The following is an 18,191-nucleotide window of genomic DNA, read 5'->3' on the forward strand; positions in this document are numbered from 1 at the left end:
ATATGAACGCGAAAAAAGTATTACTCTTAACGACTATGGTAGCTGCTGGCTCCGCCGTATTTGCACAGTCAAGCAACGTAAAAAAGGCAGGTACAAATATTCAGAAATATGAAGAACTGCGGGCTGCAGGAACACCGCAGCTTGGTACTTCCTACTTGAAAACGGCACAAGAGGCAATTGATGCTGCTGCAATTAACGACAAGTCGAAAGACCTTCCTGAAACATGGACATACTATGCTTTGGTATATTCCAGCCTTGCTGCTGACAATAAAAGTGATGAGGATGCTACAAAAGCTGCTGATGCACTTGAAAAAGCCAAGGCTTTGGATAAAGACAGTAAAAATGCACAGAATATAAAGGCTGTAGAATCTAACCTTTATTCGTACAATTTTAATAAGGGTGTTGGCTTCTGGGATGGCAAGGATTTTAAATCTGCCTATTCTGCATTTAATTCAGCATTAACATATGTCCCTGGCGATACCACATTAACTTACTACTCGGCACTTGCGGCAATCCAAAATAACGATTATCCGAATGGTATTGAAAAGTATAAGGAGCTGATCCCAAAAAAGGAGTTCTCCGCACACAAATCTATTGTGGCTGATCTTCCGAAATTATACCTATCCATAAAAGATACCAGTGCAGCTATTGAGTATGCTGCTGTTGCGGCTAAGGAATATCCGAATGATAAGGATATTGTAGTTCAAAATATTGAGTTGAATCTGATTGTCGGTAATGAAGCTAAAATTGCAGATGAGATCGAAAAACAGATTACCAAAGATGGCAATAACAAGAATTTGTACTACTACTTAGGTATTGCACAAAATGCGAATAACAAACCGCAGGAAGCACTTGCAGCTTATCAAAAAGCCATTGAAATTGATCCAAATTATTCGGATGCCAACCTTAATGCTGCTGTAGTGCTGATTAATTCTGTACGCGATGAATTGCAAAAAGTAAACGACGACAAAACGTTAAACAATACGCAGTATAATGCTAAAGTTGCTGCCTTGAAAGAGCAAACAAAACCGGCTGAAGGGTACTTCTTAAAGGTTGTAGAAATAGAGCCTAAAAATGAAAGCGCTTTAAAAGGTCTTAAAAGTTTATACGACTTTTTACAATTAGAAGAAAAATCTAAGGCTATTCAAGCAAAAATCGATGCTTTGTAATTAGCACCTAACGCATATAAAAGGCCGTCTGTTCAGGATGGCCTTTTTTTGTGGGATCCTGATTCTTATTTAAGCTATAGGAGCTGTTATTCTTGCATGGCCTTGGCCTTCGTTACTTGCTGCAAAAATAGCATATATCGGCGCCATACGCTTGCCTTGTTCCTGTGTTAATTTTATGTAAACATAAAATTAAGTTTACACTTAAATTCGTTTTTGGCCTGTTTATTGATTATATTAGAACATAACAATAAAATGAAAGGAAAAATATGATTAAAAAACAAAAAGAAACAGAAAAAGTATCCGCCCTAGAAAAAAGTCCATATATGTACTATGTTACCAACTGGGGCTTTGTAGAACAACCGTTAAAATCGGAAATTAAACAAAAATCAAAACGTTAACATTCCTGTTAACAAGACGTAAACAAGATATGCTTTTCCATACAAAAGCATTTTTTTTGTTTATAGCCCCTCCCTCCTACACAATACTTCGTACAGTACATCGACACATTCGAGGTCCTTACCGTTATTAGTTTTGTATTAAATACCACCTGTTTATATACATCAATAAGGTTTTCAGTAAAATATCCTTGATAAAAAGCGAGTAGTCTTAACTTAATAAGTTGAGTTTAAACGTATTCATTTTTTCCTAAGAAAGGAATTTTGGATACGACAAATGGACGGCTTATAGATACCGTAGTCAGCATAAGGAATACGCACAATCTGCAGCAGCAAAAAGCGTAATGCGGCTAGGTATATTATAGGCGTTAATATAAAAAAATGCGGAGCGTAAAACACCAGATAAAATGCCTACCCGCGTAGCTAAAAACAACCCATACATGGCTAATACCCCCTCAGCAATAAAAAAAGCAGCCTTAGGGGGCTGCTTTTTTTATTGCTGAGGCATACTAAAGCGTATTCCGTATTAGATGACAATATTTATAATCTTGCCTTTAACAAAAATTAGTTTTTTAATCGCCTTTCCATCCAAGTATTTTTGAACATCTGCATTAGCTAAAACAATGTCCTGAACAGCATTTTGATCTAAGTCTAATGCCAATGGTAAATTCATTTTCATCTTCCCGTTTATTGAAACAGGGTAAGCGAATTCAGACTCTTCCAAATATGAGGCATTGAAGGCCGGGTATTCAGCATAGGAAATGGATCCTTCAGGGTTACCCAATAAGGTCCATAGTTCTTCCGTAATATGTGGTGCATACGGCGTTAAGACCTTCACAAAATCAGACAGAATAGCACGTTTATTACATTTCAAATCTGTAAGCTCGTTTACGCAGATCATAAATGCCGATACGGAAGTATTAAAGGAGAAGCGTTCAATATCATCCGCTACCTTCTTAATAATTTTATGCAGGGCCTTAAATTCTGCTTTTGTTGGTTCCTCATCCGACAGCACAACATTCCCCTCCGCATCATGGAATAAACGCCATACTTTTCGCAAAAACTTATATACACCTTCAATACCATTGGTATTCCAAGGTTTTGCTTGCTCCAATGGACCGATAAACATCTCGTACAAACGTAATGTATCTGCGCCATACTGCGCAATTATATCATCGGGGTTTACCACATTGAATTTAGACTTCGACATTTTTTCAACCTCGGTACCACAGATGTACTTTCCATGCTCTAAAATAAACGCAGCATTTGCATAATCCGGACGCCAAGCCTTAAATTTTTCGGTGTCCAAAATATCGTTCGAAACAATATTCACATCAACATGCAGTGGAATGGTGTTATACGCATCTTTCAAGCCTAAGGATACGAAAGTATTCGTTCCTTTTCCATTTTCGTCTAATACACGGTATACGAAATTCGAACGCCCCTGGATCATCCCCTGGTTTATTAATTTCTTAAAAGGCTCCTCCTCCTTATGGAAGCCTAAGTCTTTTAAGATCTTATTCCAAAAACGAGCATACAACAAGTGACCTGTGGCATGTTCCGAACCACCGATATACAAGTCTACAGCTTTCCAGTAATCTACCGCCTCTTTAGCCGCAAAAGCGGTTCTGTTTTGGGGGTCCATATACCGGAACCAATACCAAGAAGAACCCGCCCATCCAGGCATGGTGCTCAACTCGTATTCATACTGCGCTTGGTACTTCCAATCCTCCGCACGCCCTAGTGGAGGCTCGCCGCTCTCGGTAGGCAAATACTTGTCGACCTCTGGGAGTAATAAAGGTAACTCCTCTTCCTTAATTAAGTAAGGCAATCCGTTTTTGAAATAAACCGGAACAGGCTCACCCCAGTAGCGCTGGCGACCAAAAATAGCGTCGCGCATACGGAAGTTAATTTTTGCTTTCCCTAGTTTTAAGTCCTCCAACTTAGCAATTAATGCAGGCACAGCCTCCTCGTAAGTAAGGCCATTTATAAAACCAGAGTTAATATACCTACCCTCTTTATTCGGGTCTGCTTCATTTTCAATATTTTGGGTATCCGAAATGGCTACAATAGGCAGGTTAAAGTGCTTAGCAAACACATAGTCCCTTTGGTCGCCCGACGGTACTGCCATTACTGCCCCTGTACCGTAGCTTGCCAATACATAATCGGCAATCCATACCTGTACATCCTCACCCGTTAGTGGATGCTTGACATAAGACCCCGTAAATGCGCCGGATACGGTTTTCGTATCTGCCATACGATCCAACTCCGACTTTTTGGACGTTTTCTCTATATATGCTTCAACTTCCGCTTTTTGTTCTTCCGTTGTTAAGGCTTGTACATACTCATGCTCCGGAGCAAGCACCACAAAGCTAACACCAAAAATAGTGTCTACACGTGTGGTAAAAACTTCAATGGCACGATCCAGCTGTGGAACGGGAAACTTTACCGAGGCACCAACCGATTTGCCTATCCAGTTACGCTGCATCTCTACCAAAGGCTCCGGCCAATCGATATCCGCTAAGCCCCGCAACAACCGGTCTGCATATGCGGTAATACGCATAGACCATTGCATCATCTTTTTCTGTTCCACGGGAAAACCACCGCGCTCGGATACACCATTTATAACCTCATCGTTGGCCAATACCGTTCCTAATGCTGCACACCAGTTTACTGTACTTTCCCGTAGGTAGGCCAAGCGGTATTTCAATAATTCACGCTGCTGCTCTTCCGCCGTAAAGGCCTGCCATTCGGCTGCCGTAAACGTCAATACATCCTCGTCGGTAACGGCCTGCACTTCTGCCGTGCCAGAAGTTTCAAACTTCGTTATAAGGGTAGCAATCGGATTGGCTTTATCTTCCGCTAGGTTATACCATGCATTGAAAGACTGCATGAAAATCCACTGGGTCCAGGTATAATAATCGGGCTCGGAAGTACGGATTTCACGCGACCAATCGAAGGAAAATCCAATATTATCCAATTGTTCCCGGTATCGATTTATATTGGCTTCGGTGGTAATTGCAGGATGTTGACCTGTTTCAATAGCATACTGTTCTGCAGGAAGACCAAAGGAATCATAGCCCATAGGGTGTAGTACATTGAACCCTTTGAGACGTTTGTAACGGGAGAATATATCGGAGGCAATATACCCTAGTGGGTGCCCCACATGTAGCCCAGCCCCAGAAGGATAGGGAAACATATCCAATACGTAATACTTTGGTTTTTCTGTAGATTCGGAAGTTTTAAACGTTTGATTTGCCGCCCAAAACTTCTGCCACTTCTGCTCAATAGATCTGTGATTGTATTCCATCTGCGTTTAAAAAAGAAATGTATAAGAGATGCGAAAATAGCTATTTTAACCCAAATAAGTCAGAAAACTTTTTTATTCTAAGCCAATTATTCGGATATTAGAAGATTGGATTGACTAAACTAAAAGTAAAAAAATGTTAAAAACCCCTTTAGTTTAGTTGTAATTACATTTATAGTTCATTAAATCATCTTATTTATTTACTTTCGCATCAAATATATTAATTAGCTTATGTCAGTACTCGAACAAGGCTCACCTCGCAAAAAGACCAAATCTGTATATGTTTCTACGGTTATTAGTATCGCATTGGTATTATTAATGACCGGATTATTGGGTTTAATCTTAGTTCATGCTAAAAACCTATCGAAATATGTTAAAGAAAATATCGTACTAAACGTTATCGTCAACGACAATGTTAACGAAGGCGATGTACTGTCTTTGCAGAAGGATATCGAAAAGGATGCTTATGTCTTACGCACAGAATATGTAAGTAAAGAGTTGGCAGCAAAAAACCTGAAAGAAGACTTAGGGGAAGATTTTGTAGCATACCTCGGTCGGAACCCTCTTCTTCCATCCATTGATATTTATCTGAAAGAGCAGTATGCCAATTCAGATAGCATACAGCCTTTTATACAAAACTTATCTAAAAGCGGCAAAATTAAGGAGGTGGTATACCAAGAGTCGTTAATCGATATGGTAAACCAAAATATCCGTATCATTTCGATTGTTGTTTTAGCATTTACAGTAATCTTATTGGTGATTGCCGTAGCTTTAATTAATAATACCATACGTTTGGCTATCTATTCCCAACGCTTTTTAATTAAAAGTATGCAGCTTATTGGTGCCACCCGTACATTTATCCGCCGACCTTATATTATATACGGAGTTGTACACGGATTAATTGGTGCTTTAATCGCTATTTTACTGCTTATCTTCACGCTACAGTTTGCGCAGAAGCAGGTTCCTGAGTTGATATTCTTGCGCAACTGGTATGAGTTTGGCGCCATATTTATATTCGTTGTGATATTAGGGATCTTAATCTCTGGTTTCAGCACTTACTTCGCGGTAACGAAATACCTGAAAGCGAAATCCAATAATCTATACCATTAATACACTATTGATAAACTCCACTATAAACTAACACACTTAACAAAAGGATTATGTCGCAAAAAAATATGCTTAGTAATACCGATAAAAAATCACCCAGATTTGTATTTGACAAAGCTAACTATCAGCTTTTCTTATTAAGTATTGCCATTGTTGTAATTGGTTTCCTACTGATGATGGGGCAAGAAGATATTTATAGCTTTACGAAATTAACCGTCGCTCCAATCGTTATAGTACTTGGATTTGCCGTAGGATTTATTGCTATTTTATACAAACCTAAAAATAGTTAATAGAAAACATGACATATTTTGAAGCCATAATATTGGCCATCATTGAGGGGCTTACGGAGTTTTTGCCAGTATCTTCAACAGGACATATGATTATCGGAACAGCTCTAATGGGTTTGGAACCCTCGGACTTTGTAAAGCTGTTTACTATTGTTATTCAATTGGGAACTATACTATCTGTTTTAGTACTCTACTGGAAGCGTTTTTTCAGATCTGTAGATTTCTACTTCAAGCTCGTTGTCGCTGCCATACCTGCCTCCATACTGGGTGTAGCGTTCAACGATTATATCGACGATTTATTGGAGAGCCCATTGACCGTAGCCATTATGCTGGTTATTGGGGGTATTATACTGCTCTTCGTAGACAGGTGGTTTAATAAGCCTACCGTAGAAGATTCAGACAATATTTCTTATAAAAAGGCTTTTATTATTGGATGGTACCAATGTTTAGCCTTAATACCTGGAACCTCACGCTCGGCAAGTACGATTGTCGGCGGTATGACGCAAAGTCTTACCCGTAAAGCTGCGGCCGAATTTTCATTCTTCTTAGCTATCCCAATGATGCTGGGTGCGTCGGTATTGAAACTATACAAATTCTTAAAAGCCGGACATACCTTAACCAGCGAAGAGGTTAATTTACTTGTCGTAGGTAATGTCATCGGATTTGTGGTAGCAATTATTGCCATTAAAACCTTTATCGGTATTTTAACAAAATATGGTTTCAAAGCTTTTGGTTGGTATAGAATTGTCGTTGGGCTGGTGATTATAGTTATGCTGCTGTCTGGGCATAGCTTACAAATTATATAATGGAAAACAATCAAATAGAAAAAAAAACATTTGCCTTTGCCGAAGGAGAGATGTTATTGGTGGATAAACCTTTAACATGGACGAGTTTTGATGTGGTGGGGAAACTTCGCAATACCATGAAACCGTTAAAATTGAAAGTTGGCCATGCGGGTACTTTAGACCCTTTGGCTACAGGGCTTTTAATTGTATGTACTGGAAAACTAACAAAAAAAATCGACAGCTTTCAAGCGGAAGATAAGGAATATACAGGCACCATAACCTTGGGCGCCACGACTCCTTCTTACGACCTGGAAACTGCCATAGATGCAACCTTCGACACAAACGATATTACGGAAGATCAGATTCTTGAGGCCAGCAAATCTTTTATTGGCGAGCTGGATCAGTTTCCGCCGGCACACTCGGCCTTAAAGGTTAATGGCGAGAGGGTGTACGAAAAAGCACGTCGTGGTGAAGATGTGGAGCTTAAGTCTAGAAAAATATGCATCTCCGAATTTGATATTGTAAAGGTCGAAATGCCAAAAGTGTTCTTCCGCATTACATGCTCCAAGGGTACTTATATACGTTCTATCGCACATGATTTCGGTAAAGCGCTGAACAATGGCGCCCACCTGTCTGAATTGCGCCGAACAAAAAGTGGCGATTTTGATGTACGCAATGCCTGGAATTTGGAGGAGCTGATTCAAGAAATTAAAAATCAAAAATTGGAAGTTACAACCGAGCTTCCCTTGACATAGCTTTACATGAAAATATACAGAAGCCTCGAAGAATTTAAACCCTTGGATAATGCCATTGTTACTATAGGGACTTTTGATGGCGTACATATAGGACATCAAAAAATATTAAAGCAGCTGATAGCCTGTGCGAAAGATTGCAATGGCGAATCGGTGCTGCTGACATTTTTTCCGCATCCAAGATTAATTATTAACCCCGACGACGAGTCGCTACGCCTTATTAATGATATCGAGGAAAAGACTCATCAGCTGGCCTTATCGGGTTTAGACCACCTTATTATAACGCCTTTTACACGCGACTTCTCTAACCAAAACCCGGAGGAATATATTCGCAATGTACTGGTTAATAATTTAGGCACGAAGGTTATTATTATCGGTTACGACCATCACTTCGGTAAAGACAGGAAGGGTTCTATTAAAGACCTTAAGCAAATGGGTCCTATTTTCGATTTCCAGGTGGAGGAAATCCCGAAGCAGGATATTGAACATATTGCTGTATCGTCTACCCGCATCCGTGAGGCCTTGATTAAAGGCGACATTGATACGGCAAACAAAAGCTTGGGTTATCCTTTTGAACTTACGGGTACGGTAGAAAAAGGAGATCAAATAGGACGTGAGATTGGTTTCCCTACCGCAAATTTACATGTGCACGAAGGTCATAAACTCATTCCTGCCTACGGTATTTATGCCGTGGAGGTAGAAATTTATCCGGCAGTTCCTCATATTAAAGCGGGAACTTACCTGGATCCTAAACCAGAAACGGTAGCCTATGGCCAATGTTATATCGGCACGCGCCCTACGGTCGATGGTATGCATCGTAAAATCGAGGTAAACTTATTGGACTTCGAAGGGGATTTGTACGATAGAACGTTGCGTATCAAATTCCTGAAGTTTATTCGCCACGATGAGCGTTTTGAAACATTGGAGGAGCTGCAGGCTCAGATTATTCGCGATGAACAAGATATTAGAGCCTATTTAAAAAAATAGGCTCTTGCTTTTGCTTCTTTAGCGCAAATGAAATAAGTCGTCTATCCCGAGCAACTTGCGTGACGTAAAACCCTCGGCATATTTCACCTGTATATTACGCCCCAGCTCGCGCGCCCTACCGCGGGTATATTCCATAAATTCGGGATTTGAAATATAAGTTTGCGGTCCGTCGTCATCTGTCAAGGCATTAAACTGCGTTTTATAAGCCAGAATAGACTGTTCCTTGATGTCCCAATACGCGCTGATATCCAAAATAACATCGGGCTGAATATATTTATCCTGCAACAGCTGCAATTGCAAACGCGGCCTGAATTCCTCCTGTGTACAACCATCGAGTTCGGTAGCTATTCGGCGTAGCCCCGACAGAAATAGCGCGTCATTAACGAGCTTGCTGGCACGCCCATGATCGGGATGCCTGTCGTCGATCGCATTTGTTATCACAATTTCTGGCCTATACTTACGGATGGCTTGTATTATAATACGCTGTGTAGACTCTTCATTCACAAAAAAACCATCTTTAAGGCCAAGGTTCTCGCGAACAGCGACACCAAGTATGGCCGCCGCATCGGCAGCTTCCTGAGCACGCGTTTCTGCTGTACCCCGGGTGCCCAGCTCGCCACGCGTAAGATCTATAATTCCCACCATCTTTCCTGCTGCGACATATTTTGCGATCGTTCCACCGGCGCCCAATTCGGCGTCATCGGGATGTACCGTCATAACCATTAAGTCTAGTTTCATAGTACCGTATAATTTTGCCTGCAAATATACACAATAAGAAAAAACTATTGCTGCAACAGGCTGCGGATACGTGTCTTAATCTTGTCAGAAAGTGGACTTGTTGGGGTATAAAAATAGTCTACAACCTCGCCGTTTTTATTTACAAGGTATTTATGGAAGTTCCATAAGGGTTTACTATCTATACTCCCATTGTGCTCACGCTGGGATAGATAGCTATATAAAGGGTGGATATACTCGCCTTTAACATGTATACGTTTAAATACAGGAAATGTTACCTGCTCTTGCAGGCGACAATAGGTTTCTAGGTTTCGGCCTGTTCGTGGCTCTTGTTCAAAAAAATCATTCGATGGGAAGGCTAAAATCTCCAACCCTTCGGCTTTAAACTCCTGGTAGAGCTTCTCTAAACTTTTAAACTGCCTCCTGAAATAGCAGCTGCTCGCCGTATTGACGATAAGAACCACCTTTCCAGCAAAATCTTCCAAAGATCGTTCTTGCCCTGAGAATTCTAAGGCTTTGTAGTCGTAGATGGTCTTTTTCATAATACATCAATTTAAATTTATTGATAGGGTTTATTTATCGGTCTAACACGCTCATACTCCCGAATTATATTCTCCACCTCAAAATCCTCCTGCGGGTCGTATGTACTTTTAAGGTTATGGCCAAATACCTTCGCCACACCTTGATATACAAACGCCGTAATACTCCCCTTCATGTCTTTAACCAGTTCATAACTGGTATGCCCGGTTTGGCGCTCAATAAGTTTTATCAGTATTTTTCCTTGCGATACTGACAGGTTTTTTACTTCATTGGTTATTTTCTCTTTAATTTCTGACTCACATGCTTTTATCAACGCTTTCTCCTGGCTTTTTGAATTTACTAATGCCAAATCCCTATCGAGCTGCTCATACCGTCGCTGGGCATAAATTGCATAGGGCAGCACACGCAAAACATTTCGTTTTAAACGTTGGTATTTTTCCTTTTCGGCTTCACTCTTCCAAACACGGGTGGCATAAATTACCACCTCCTCAATTGGAAACCAGGGTACGACTTCGCCCGATGACAAGGTCGTTGTTAAATAATACCCCACCACATCTGGATTGCCCGCACCATAGTGGGGTACCGTTAATGGCGTCTGCCCTTTCTCTTGCCCATAACTGGTGGAGGAGAAAATAACAAACAACAGCCACAATCCTATATATTTCGCACAGCACATTGTTTTTTTGACCTCTGTTTAACTTAATAAACCTTTAATTTTTGTATATTTATTTCGCTTAAGGAAAGGAAACTATGGGTTTACACTCCTTTCTTATAAAAATAAAATTTTTGATTTATATTACGAAATTATTTAATAGGTTCTTATGGAAGAATATGTGATTGATATAGAGGCAGAAAACAAAGAAATAAGAAAACGATATAGAGCACTTCTACGAGCGTGTAAACCAACTTTACAGAAAGGCGATAAACAGCAAATCCGTAAAGCCTTTGATTTAGCTTTGGAGAGCCATAAGGAGATGCGTCGCAAATCTGGAGAACCGTATATCTATCACCCTATTGCTGTGGCACAGATCGCTGCCGAAGAAATTGGTTTGGGAACCACGTCTATTGTCTGTGCATTGCTGCATGATGTGGTCGAGGATACTAGTATTACCCTTGAGGATATTGAAGCGGAATTTGGAAAAAAAGTAGCCAAAATTATCGATGGCCTAACCAAAATTTCCGGCGTTTTTGACCCCAACAGCTCTTTACAGGCCGAGAACTTCAGGAAGATGTTACTGACCTTGGCTGATGATGTGCGGGTTATTCTGATTAAACTTGCCGATAGGTTGCATAATATGCGTACCATGGATTTTATGGCGCGCCATAAGCAGCTGAAGATCGCTTCGGAAACGAGTTACCTGTATGCCCCTCTAGCACACCGTTTAGGCTTGTATGCGATAAAGTCGGAGCTGGAGGATCTTTCCATGAAATATACCGATCCTGATACGTATAAGTTTATTGCTAAGAAATTAAACGAGAAAAAAGCGGAAAGGGAGCGCTTTATCGGCGACTTTATCTCGCCCATAAAAGAAATACTTTTAGAGCAGGGCATCAAAGCGGAGGTTTATGGCCGACCAAAATCTATTCATTCCATTTGGAATAAGATGCGTAAGAAGTCTATTCCTTTTGAGGAGGTTTACGATTTGTTTGCCATCCGCGTCATTATTGATGCGGAATACGAAAAGGAAAAAACGGAATGCTGGAAGGTGTATTCTATTATTACCGACCTGTACCGCCCTAACCCCGACCGCCTGCGCGATTGGGTATCTACCCCGAAGGGGAATGGCTACGAATCGCTACATACCACCGTTATGGGGCCGCGCGGACAATGGGTGGAGGTGCAGATACGTACCAAACGTATGAACGAAATTGCCGAAAAAGGCTTTGCCGCACATTGGAAGTACAAGGAGTCGAACTCCGATAATGGTTTGGATCAATGGATTCAAAAGGTGCGTGATATTTTGGGTAGCCCGGAGCAAAATGCCTTGGACTTCTTGGACGATTTTAAAATGAACCTTTTCTCGGACGAGATTTTTATCTTTACACCGAAGGGAACATTAATACAGCTGCCTAACGATGCTACGGCGTTGGACTTTGCATTCGAAATTCACTCGGATATTGGGGCAACCTGTATTGGTGCCAAGGTAAACCACAAGCTGGTGCCTTTAAACCACCATTTACAAAATGGTGATCAGGTAGAAATTATAACTTCGAGTAAGCAAACACCAAAAGAAGATTGGTTAAGTTTTGTGGTTACCGCAAAAGCGAAGTCGAAAATCCGCTCTTCCTTAAAAGAAGAAAAACGCCGTGTAGCTGAGGATGGAAAGGAAATTTTAGAACGTAAACTGAAATCGCTAAAGATTACCTATAACACGGATAATATCAATAAAATTGCCAACTTTTTTAAATATGCCAGCTCGCAGGAGCTTTTTTACAATGTGGCAAAAGGTATTATCGATATTAAAAACTTGCGCGATTATGCCAATAGCGAAAAGATCCATGAGACGCATGTTAATAATCAGTTTAATGCGCATATCTCTGGTTTAGTTGAAAAAATAAACAAAAAAGATGCGGACACCATTTTGATTGGCGACGATTTGCAAAAAGTAGACTATACTTTGGCGCCTTGCTGTAACCCCATCCCTGGCGACGATATCTTTGGTTTCCTGACGGTAAACGATGGCATTAAAATACACCGTACCTCCTGCCCTAATGCATCGAAATTGATGGCCAACTATGGCTATAGAATTTTAAAGGCCAGATGGGCCTCGGCACAGGCAGAAACGGCTTTCTTAACCGGTATACGCATAATTGGTATCGATGATGTTGGCCTGGTGAATAAACTTACTTCGGTGATATCGCAGGAGTTTAAGGTGAATATCCGATCGCTTACCATTTCCAGTACCGATGGTATTTTTGAGGGTAATATTATGGTCAATGTTAACAACCTGGATCAGCTGGATAATTTAATTAATAACTTAAAACTGGTTAGCGGCATTACCAGTGTAACACGGTATGAATCTGAAAATTAATCATAATACTTTCAGATTTACATATCCATGGTAAATATATCAACGGAATTTGATATTTTTGTATAGGAGTAAAAAAGACATGAATCAAGCTGAAAACTACGAAACCGTAAAGAAAATATTCGAGGCTTACTTGGAGAACAAAAATCTAAGAAAGACACCAGAAAGATATGCTATTCTGGAGGAGATCTACTCGAGAACAGATCATTTCGATGTGGAGTCTCTGTATATTCACATGAAAAACAAAAAATATAGGGTAAGCCGTGCTACGGTGTATAATACCTTAGAATTGTTGGTTTCCTGTGATTTGGTTACCAAACATCAGTTTGGGCGTAATATGGCGCAATTTGAAAAATCATATGGCTTTAAACAGCACGATCATGTTATTTGTATTGAGTGTAATAAAGTGGTTGAATTTTGTGACCCCCGCATTCACCAAATTCAAAGTATGATCGGAGATTTATTAAAATTCGATATTAAACACCATTCCCTAAACCTTTATGGGATATGTTCAGACTGCCAAGCCAAAAAAGCGGTAGAGAAGAAAAAAGCTTTAGAAGGAGCTAATTTAAAGGAGGAAGTAATTTCAAATTAATTCCAAAACCAATATTTTAAATAGTAAATTTGTTCGGAAAATCAGCACCGCTATTTTCCGAACTTTTTTTTAACGATATTGTATATTTCAATTTTAATCTCAAAATAAAACGTTATGCAAGTTGATGTGCTATTGGGCTTACAATGGGGCGACGAAGGCAAAGGTAAGATTGTGGACGTATTATGTCCGCAATACGATTTAATCGCGCGCTTCCAGGGAGGTCCTAATGCCGGACACACTTTAGAGTTTGACAACAAGAAATTTGTGTTGAACACTATTCCTTCAGGTATTTTCAATCCTCAAACCTTAAATCTTATCGGTAACGGTGTTGTTATCGATCCTATTATCTTAAAACGTGAGTTAGATAATCTTAAAGCTGCAGGCTTCGACCCTGTAGGAAATGGTAAATTGGTGTTAGCGCGTAAAGCGCACTTAATTTTACCTACTCACCAGTTACTGGATGCAGCTTCTGAATCCAAAATGGGTGCCGGAAAAATTGGTTCTACCTTGAAAGGAATTGGTCCTACCTATATGGACAAAACTGGACGTAACGGTTTACGTGTGGGCGACACTACCCTTCCAGACTTTCAAGAAAGATATGAGAAATTAAAAGAGAAACACTTAAATATCCTTTCGCATTATGGGGAAATTCCAGATTTTAAAGAACGTGAGGACGCTTTCTTGGCGGCAATTGAGTTCTTAAAAACTATCCCGCATGTAGACTCGGAGCATTTGGTGAACCAATATCTTAAAGACGGTAAAAAAGTATTAGCTGAAGGTGCGCAAGGAACATTGCTGGACATCGATTTTGGCTCTTACCCTTTTGTTACCTCATCAAATACCACAACGGCGGGTGCTTGTACGGGTTTAGGTATCGCTCCAAACAGAATTGGCGAGGTTTTCGGTATCTTTAAAGCATACTGTACACGTGTTGGTGGTGGCCCCTTCCCTACAGAATTGGATAATGAGGTTGGGGAATCCTTACGTAAATTAGGCCATGAATTTGGCGCTACTACAGGTCGTGCTCGTCGTACAGGATGGATTGATATTCCTGCTTTGAAGTATGCTATTATGCTAAATGGCGTTACCGAATTGGTGATGATGAAAGCAGATGTTTTAGATACATTTGAAAAAATCTACGCTTGTACGCATTATAAATATGATGGTGAGGTCATTGATTATATGCCTTACGATATTAATACCATTAAACCTGAGCCTGTTTTTGAAGAGATTCAAGGTTGGAATCAGGATTTAACGGGTATCCGCAGTAAAGAGGAGATTCCTGCTGCTTTAGCTAATTATATTGCCTACTTAGAGAAAGCACTCGAGGTGCCAATCAAATATTTATCGGTAGGGCCAGATCGTTCACAAACTATTGTATTGTAAGAATTTGATATGGCAAAAGCCATTTTTGAAGTAGAAAAAGAAGTATTCGAGACGAGGGCATTGCTGTGGGCTCAACAATTTGAGCAGGTATGCTTCCTTCAATCTAATGGTTATAGTGATGCGTATAGCGCCTTGGAAAGTATCCTTGCTGTAGATGCTCGGGATACTTTTACCGCAATGGCGGGACATGCTTTCATGGACTTAGAAGATTTCAAAGCCAGGTACCCTAAACAATGGGTACTTGGTTTTTTTGGTTACGACCTGAAGAATGAAATCGAAAGGCTTCATACCTCCTTTGACAATCCCTTGGATTTTCCCGATGCTTACTTCTTTGTTCCTAAAATCGTCTTTAAATTTTATGGCGATCGGGTGGAGATTGATGCCCCCAGTCCAATGGAAATCTACCATCAGGTAATGGTAATGGATAACACCTGCGCGCTACCTGAACAGCATTGTAGCCCCTTCTCTCCGATAGTGCTTCGTAAACGCATGTCGAAGGTTGCTTACTTTGAGGCATTTGCTAAAATGCAACACCATATAAAACGGGGTGATATTTATGAGGTAAATCTATGCCAGGAGTTCTATGCTGAAAAAGCAAATATTGATCCTTTGGCAACGTACCGTAAACTTAATCTGCTATCGCCTACACCATTTTCTACCTTCTTTAAGTTGGGGGATAAATATATCCTTTCTGCTTCGCCTGAACGTTTTTTGGCGAAAAGAGATCAGACTTTAATATCGCAACCTATAAAGGGTACCGCACCGCGTGGCAAAACGATTGAAGAAGATGAACGTATGAAACATACCCTGCAAACTAACCCAAAGGAGATTGCAGAAAATGTTATGATTGTCGATCTGGTAAGAAACGATATGACGCTTTCGGCGCAACCGGGTACCGTGGCTGCTGAAAGAAAATTAGAGGTGCATTCGTTTAAACAGGTGCATCAGCTGATCTCTACGATTACCTGTACACAAAAAAATGGCCTTAGCCCTATTGCAGCCATTAAAAATATTTTTCCGCCCGGATCAATGACGGGCGCGCCAAAGATCCGTGCTATGGAGCTGTGCGACAATGTTGAACTTAGCCGCCGGGGTGTTTACGCGGGTGCCGTAGGTTACTTTGCACCAAATGAGGATTTTGATTTTAATGTGGTTATACGCACGCTGCTGTATAATAAAACGAGGCAGTACTTGTCGTTTCATACAGGCGGTGCATTGACTTTTGATGCCGTTGCCGAGGATGAATATAATGAGTGTATTTTAAAGGCCAGTGCCATTACATCGGTCTTAGGGGCTTCCTTAGACGATGCGTAGGCTGGGCTAGTTCAAATTTCTTATATTTCTTAAAAATCTTAAAATTCTTAACTTTCTTAGCTATCTTATTTTTCTCTTTATTAAACCTGCTGCTGGGCTATAATTCCTCCTTGTAAGAATCTTCTATAAAGCTTACATTTACATCCGAAAACTACGTATTGTATGGCACTAAATTATGTTTGGGTATCTTTTTTCCTCCTTACCTTTGTGGTAGCACTGATTAAACTGATCGGTGGAGATACCGAGGTTTTCCAAAATATTGTTAAATCTTTATTTGATAGCGCTGCAAATGGTGCTACCATCTCGCTGGGTCTTATCGGTATGATGACTTTTGCACTGGGGATAATGAAAATTGGTGAAAAGGGGGGAATGATTGCGATATTCGCCCGGGTTGTGGGTCCTTTTTTCAATAAACTGTTTCCTGAAATACCTAAAAATCACCCTGCACTGGGGTCTATTTTAATGAACTTTTCGGCCAATGCGCTTGGACTGGATAATGCGGCGACACCGCTGGGCTTAAAAGCAATGAAGGAATTGCAGGAGCTAAATCCTAAAAAAGATACTGCTTCCAACGCGCAGATTATGTTTATTGTACTGAATGCTTCGAGTTTAACGCTGTTGCCTATATCCATTATGGCTTATCGGCAGGAAGCTGGCGCTGCACAGCCTTCGGATGTATTCCTACCCATTTTAATCGCCACTTTTTTTTCTACATTGGCGGCCTTAATCATGGTATCACTGTATCAAAAAATAAACCTGTTTAATAAGACAGTATTGCTGTACCTGGGCACCTTATCTGTAGCCGTAGGCGGTTTATTGTTTTATTTTTCTACCTTAGAACAGGCACAAATAGAGATTATATCAAAGGTTGTTGGTAATGTTACGCTATTTTCAATCTTTGTTTCCTTTATAGCCTTAGCCTTTTTTAAGAAAATTAATGTGTATGATGCCTTTATTGAGGGGGCTAAGGAGGGGTTTACCGTAGCGGTAAATATTATCCCCTATTTGGTGGCGATTTTGGTTGCTATAGCGGTATTCCGGGCTTCAGGAACCATGGATTATGTGGTCGAAGGTATCGCTTTTGTCTTTGCAAAGTTGGGCTTTGACACCGCTTTCGTGGAGGCTTTACCTGTAGCATTTATGAAACCGCTGAGTGGCTCCGGGGCCCGTGGACTGATGGTCGATCTTATGGCAGCAAAAGGTGCGGACGACTTTGCTTCTCGGGTAGCTTGTGTTATCCAGGGGTCTACAGAAACAACCTTTTATGTGCTTGCTGTGTATTTCGGTTCCGTGGCGATAAAAAATACACGCCATGCGCTGCCATGTGCACTTATTGCCGAATGTATTGGTGTTGTTGCTGCAATTGTAGTAGCTTATATTTTCTTTGGATAACTTTTATAATACGACAAGATGAAAACGATTGCCCTTATAGCCCATGATGGAAAAAAAGCTGAAATGGTAGCTTTTGTGAAAGACCATATCGAGTACCTACATAAGGCGAAACTTATAGCAACAGGTACAACAGGAACTTATGTGAAACAAACTGGCCTGGAGGTGGAGCTGAAGCTTAGCGGACCAAAGGGTGGCGATGCTCAAATTGCTGCTTTGGCAGCGGAAGGTCAAATTGATGGCATTATCTTTTTCCGTGACCCGCTAGGAAAACACCCCCATGAACCTGATATTCAGATGTTGATGCGTATTTGTGACCTTTATAATGTGCCCTTGGCAACAAACCCGGCATCGGGTTCGTTAATTATTGAGGGGCTTTTAGCTTAACCGGTCTTCGGCCTATGAGATTTGATG

The 18,191-nt window shown here is 40.6% G+C and carries 17 protein-coding genes; 13 read left to right on the top strand and 4 right to left on the bottom strand.

The window, feature by feature from the left end; genetic code table 11:
- Positions 1–2 precede the first annotated feature (2 nt).
- Positions 3–1,169 (top strand): tetratricopeptide repeat protein, encoded by a 1,167-nt coding sequence (locus ACL9RF_RS11655; protein WP_422800811.1) that lies wholly within the window; start codon positions 3–5, stop codon positions 1,167–1,169.
- A gap of 266 nt (positions 1,170–1,435) precedes the next feature.
- Positions 1,436–1,567 carry a hypothetical protein gene (locus ACL9RF_RS11660; protein ID WP_422800812.1) on the top strand — a complete coding sequence of 44 codons (132 nt, stop codon included), beginning with the start codon at positions 1,436–1,438 and terminating at the stop codon, positions 1,565–1,567.
- Positions 1,568–2,090: 523 nt separating this feature from the next.
- Here ACL9RF_RS11660 and leuS read toward each other — a convergent pair.
- On the bottom strand, positions 2,091–4,874 hold the full coding sequence (gene leuS, locus ACL9RF_RS11665; RefSeq protein ID WP_422800813.1) for a leucine--tRNA ligase: 2,784 nt from the start codon (positions 4,872–4,874) through the stop codon (positions 2,091–2,093).
- A gap of 228 nt (positions 4,875–5,102) precedes the next feature.
- On the opposite strand from leuS, the gene ACL9RF_RS11670 reads away from it, so the two are divergent.
- The 5 genes from ACL9RF_RS11670 to ACL9RF_RS11690 are packed head-to-tail and all read left to right on the top strand — an operon-like array spanning position 5,103 to position 8,789.
- The gene (locus ACL9RF_RS11670) at positions 5,103–5,981 is read left to right on the top strand and encodes a cell division protein FtsX (RefSeq protein ID WP_422800814.1); all 879 of its coding nucleotides are present in this window, start codon (positions 5,103–5,105) and stop codon (positions 5,979–5,981) included.
- A 50-nt stretch (positions 5,982–6,031) separates the two neighbouring features.
- Positions 6,032–6,268, top strand: a complete 237-nt coding sequence (locus tag ACL9RF_RS11675; RefSeq protein ID WP_422800815.1) for a DUF3098 domain-containing protein — start codon at positions 6,032–6,034, stop codon at positions 6,266–6,268.
- Positions 6,269–6,276: 8 nt separating this feature from the next.
- Positions 6,277–7,071 carry an undecaprenyl-diphosphate phosphatase gene (locus ACL9RF_RS11680; protein WP_422800816.1) on the top strand — a complete coding sequence of 265 codons (795 nt, stop codon included), beginning with the start codon at positions 6,277–6,279 and terminating at the stop codon, positions 7,069–7,071.
- Positions 7,071–7,805 (top strand): tRNA pseudouridine(55) synthase TruB, encoded by a 735-nt coding sequence (truB, locus tag ACL9RF_RS11685; RefSeq protein ID WP_422800817.1) that lies wholly within the window; start codon positions 7,071–7,073, stop codon positions 7,803–7,805. The genes ACL9RF_RS11680 and truB overlap by 1 nt, the downstream gene beginning before the upstream one ends.
- Before the next feature lie 6 nt (positions 7,806–7,811).
- The gene (locus tag ACL9RF_RS11690) at positions 7,812–8,789 is read left to right on the top strand and encodes a bifunctional riboflavin kinase/FAD synthetase (RefSeq protein ID WP_422800818.1); all 978 of its coding nucleotides are present in this window, start codon (positions 7,812–7,814) and stop codon (positions 8,787–8,789) included.
- Between the two features lie 18 nt (positions 8,790–8,807).
- On the opposite strand, the gene bshB1 is transcribed toward ACL9RF_RS11690, so the two are convergent.
- The 3 genes from bshB1 to ACL9RF_RS11705 are packed head-to-tail and all read right to left on the bottom strand — an operon-like array spanning position 8,808 to position 10,740.
- Positions 8,808–9,527: a bacillithiol biosynthesis deacetylase BshB1 gene (gene bshB1, locus ACL9RF_RS11695; RefSeq protein ID WP_422800819.1), complete on the bottom strand. Its 720-nt coding sequence runs from the start codon at positions 9,525–9,527 to the stop codon at positions 8,808–8,810.
- A 44-nt stretch (positions 9,528–9,571) separates the two neighbouring features.
- Entirely contained in the window at positions 9,572–10,066 is a 495-nt protein-coding gene (locus tag ACL9RF_RS11700) for a glutathione peroxidase (protein WP_422800820.1), read from the bottom strand.
- Positions 10,067–10,083: 17 nt separating this feature from the next.
- Positions 10,084–10,740 carry a DUF4294 domain-containing protein gene (locus ACL9RF_RS11705; RefSeq protein ID WP_422800821.1) on the bottom strand — a complete coding sequence of 219 codons (657 nt, stop codon included), beginning with the start codon at positions 10,738–10,740 and terminating at the stop codon, positions 10,084–10,086.
- A 145-nt stretch (positions 10,741–10,885) separates the two neighbouring features.
- Between ACL9RF_RS11705 and ACL9RF_RS11710 the strand changes: the two genes are divergently transcribed.
- The 6 genes from ACL9RF_RS11710 to ACL9RF_RS11735 all read left to right on the top strand — a co-directional run bounded on the left by ACL9RF_RS11710 (position 10,886) and on the right by ACL9RF_RS11735 (position 18,164).
- Positions 10,886–13,096 (top strand): RelA/SpoT family protein, encoded by a 2,211-nt coding sequence (locus ACL9RF_RS11710; protein ID WP_422800822.1) that lies wholly within the window; start codon positions 10,886–10,888, stop codon positions 13,094–13,096.
- A gap of 79 nt (positions 13,097–13,175) precedes the next feature.
- On the top strand, positions 13,176–13,688 hold the full coding sequence (locus ACL9RF_RS11715; RefSeq protein WP_422800823.1) for a Fur family transcriptional regulator: 513 nt from the start codon (positions 13,176–13,178) through the stop codon (positions 13,686–13,688).
- A gap of 114 nt (positions 13,689–13,802) precedes the next feature.
- Entirely contained in the window at positions 13,803–15,074 is a 1,272-nt protein-coding gene (locus ACL9RF_RS11720) for an adenylosuccinate synthase (protein WP_422800824.1), read from the top strand.
- A gap of 9 nt (positions 15,075–15,083) precedes the next feature.
- Positions 15,084–16,388, top strand: a complete 1,305-nt coding sequence (locus ACL9RF_RS11725) for an anthranilate synthase component I family protein (RefSeq protein ID WP_422800825.1) — start codon at positions 15,084–15,086, stop codon at positions 16,386–16,388.
- A gap of 162 nt (positions 16,389–16,550) precedes the next feature.
- A complete protein-coding gene (locus ACL9RF_RS11730) occupies positions 16,551–17,780 on the top strand; it encodes a nucleoside recognition domain-containing protein (RefSeq protein WP_422800826.1) in 1,230 nt (409 codons plus the stop codon).
- Positions 17,781–17,798: 18 nt separating this feature from the next.
- On the top strand, positions 17,799–18,164 hold the full coding sequence (locus tag ACL9RF_RS11735; RefSeq protein ID WP_422800827.1) for a methylglyoxal synthase: 366 nt from the start codon (positions 17,799–17,801) through the stop codon (positions 18,162–18,164).
- Positions 18,165–18,191: the final 27 nt, after the last annotated feature.

This window comes from Sphingobacterium sp. Mn56C (assembly GCF_049319645.1).
Classification (GTDB): Bacteria; Bacteroidota; Bacteroidia; order Sphingobacteriales; family Sphingobacteriaceae; genus Sphingobacterium.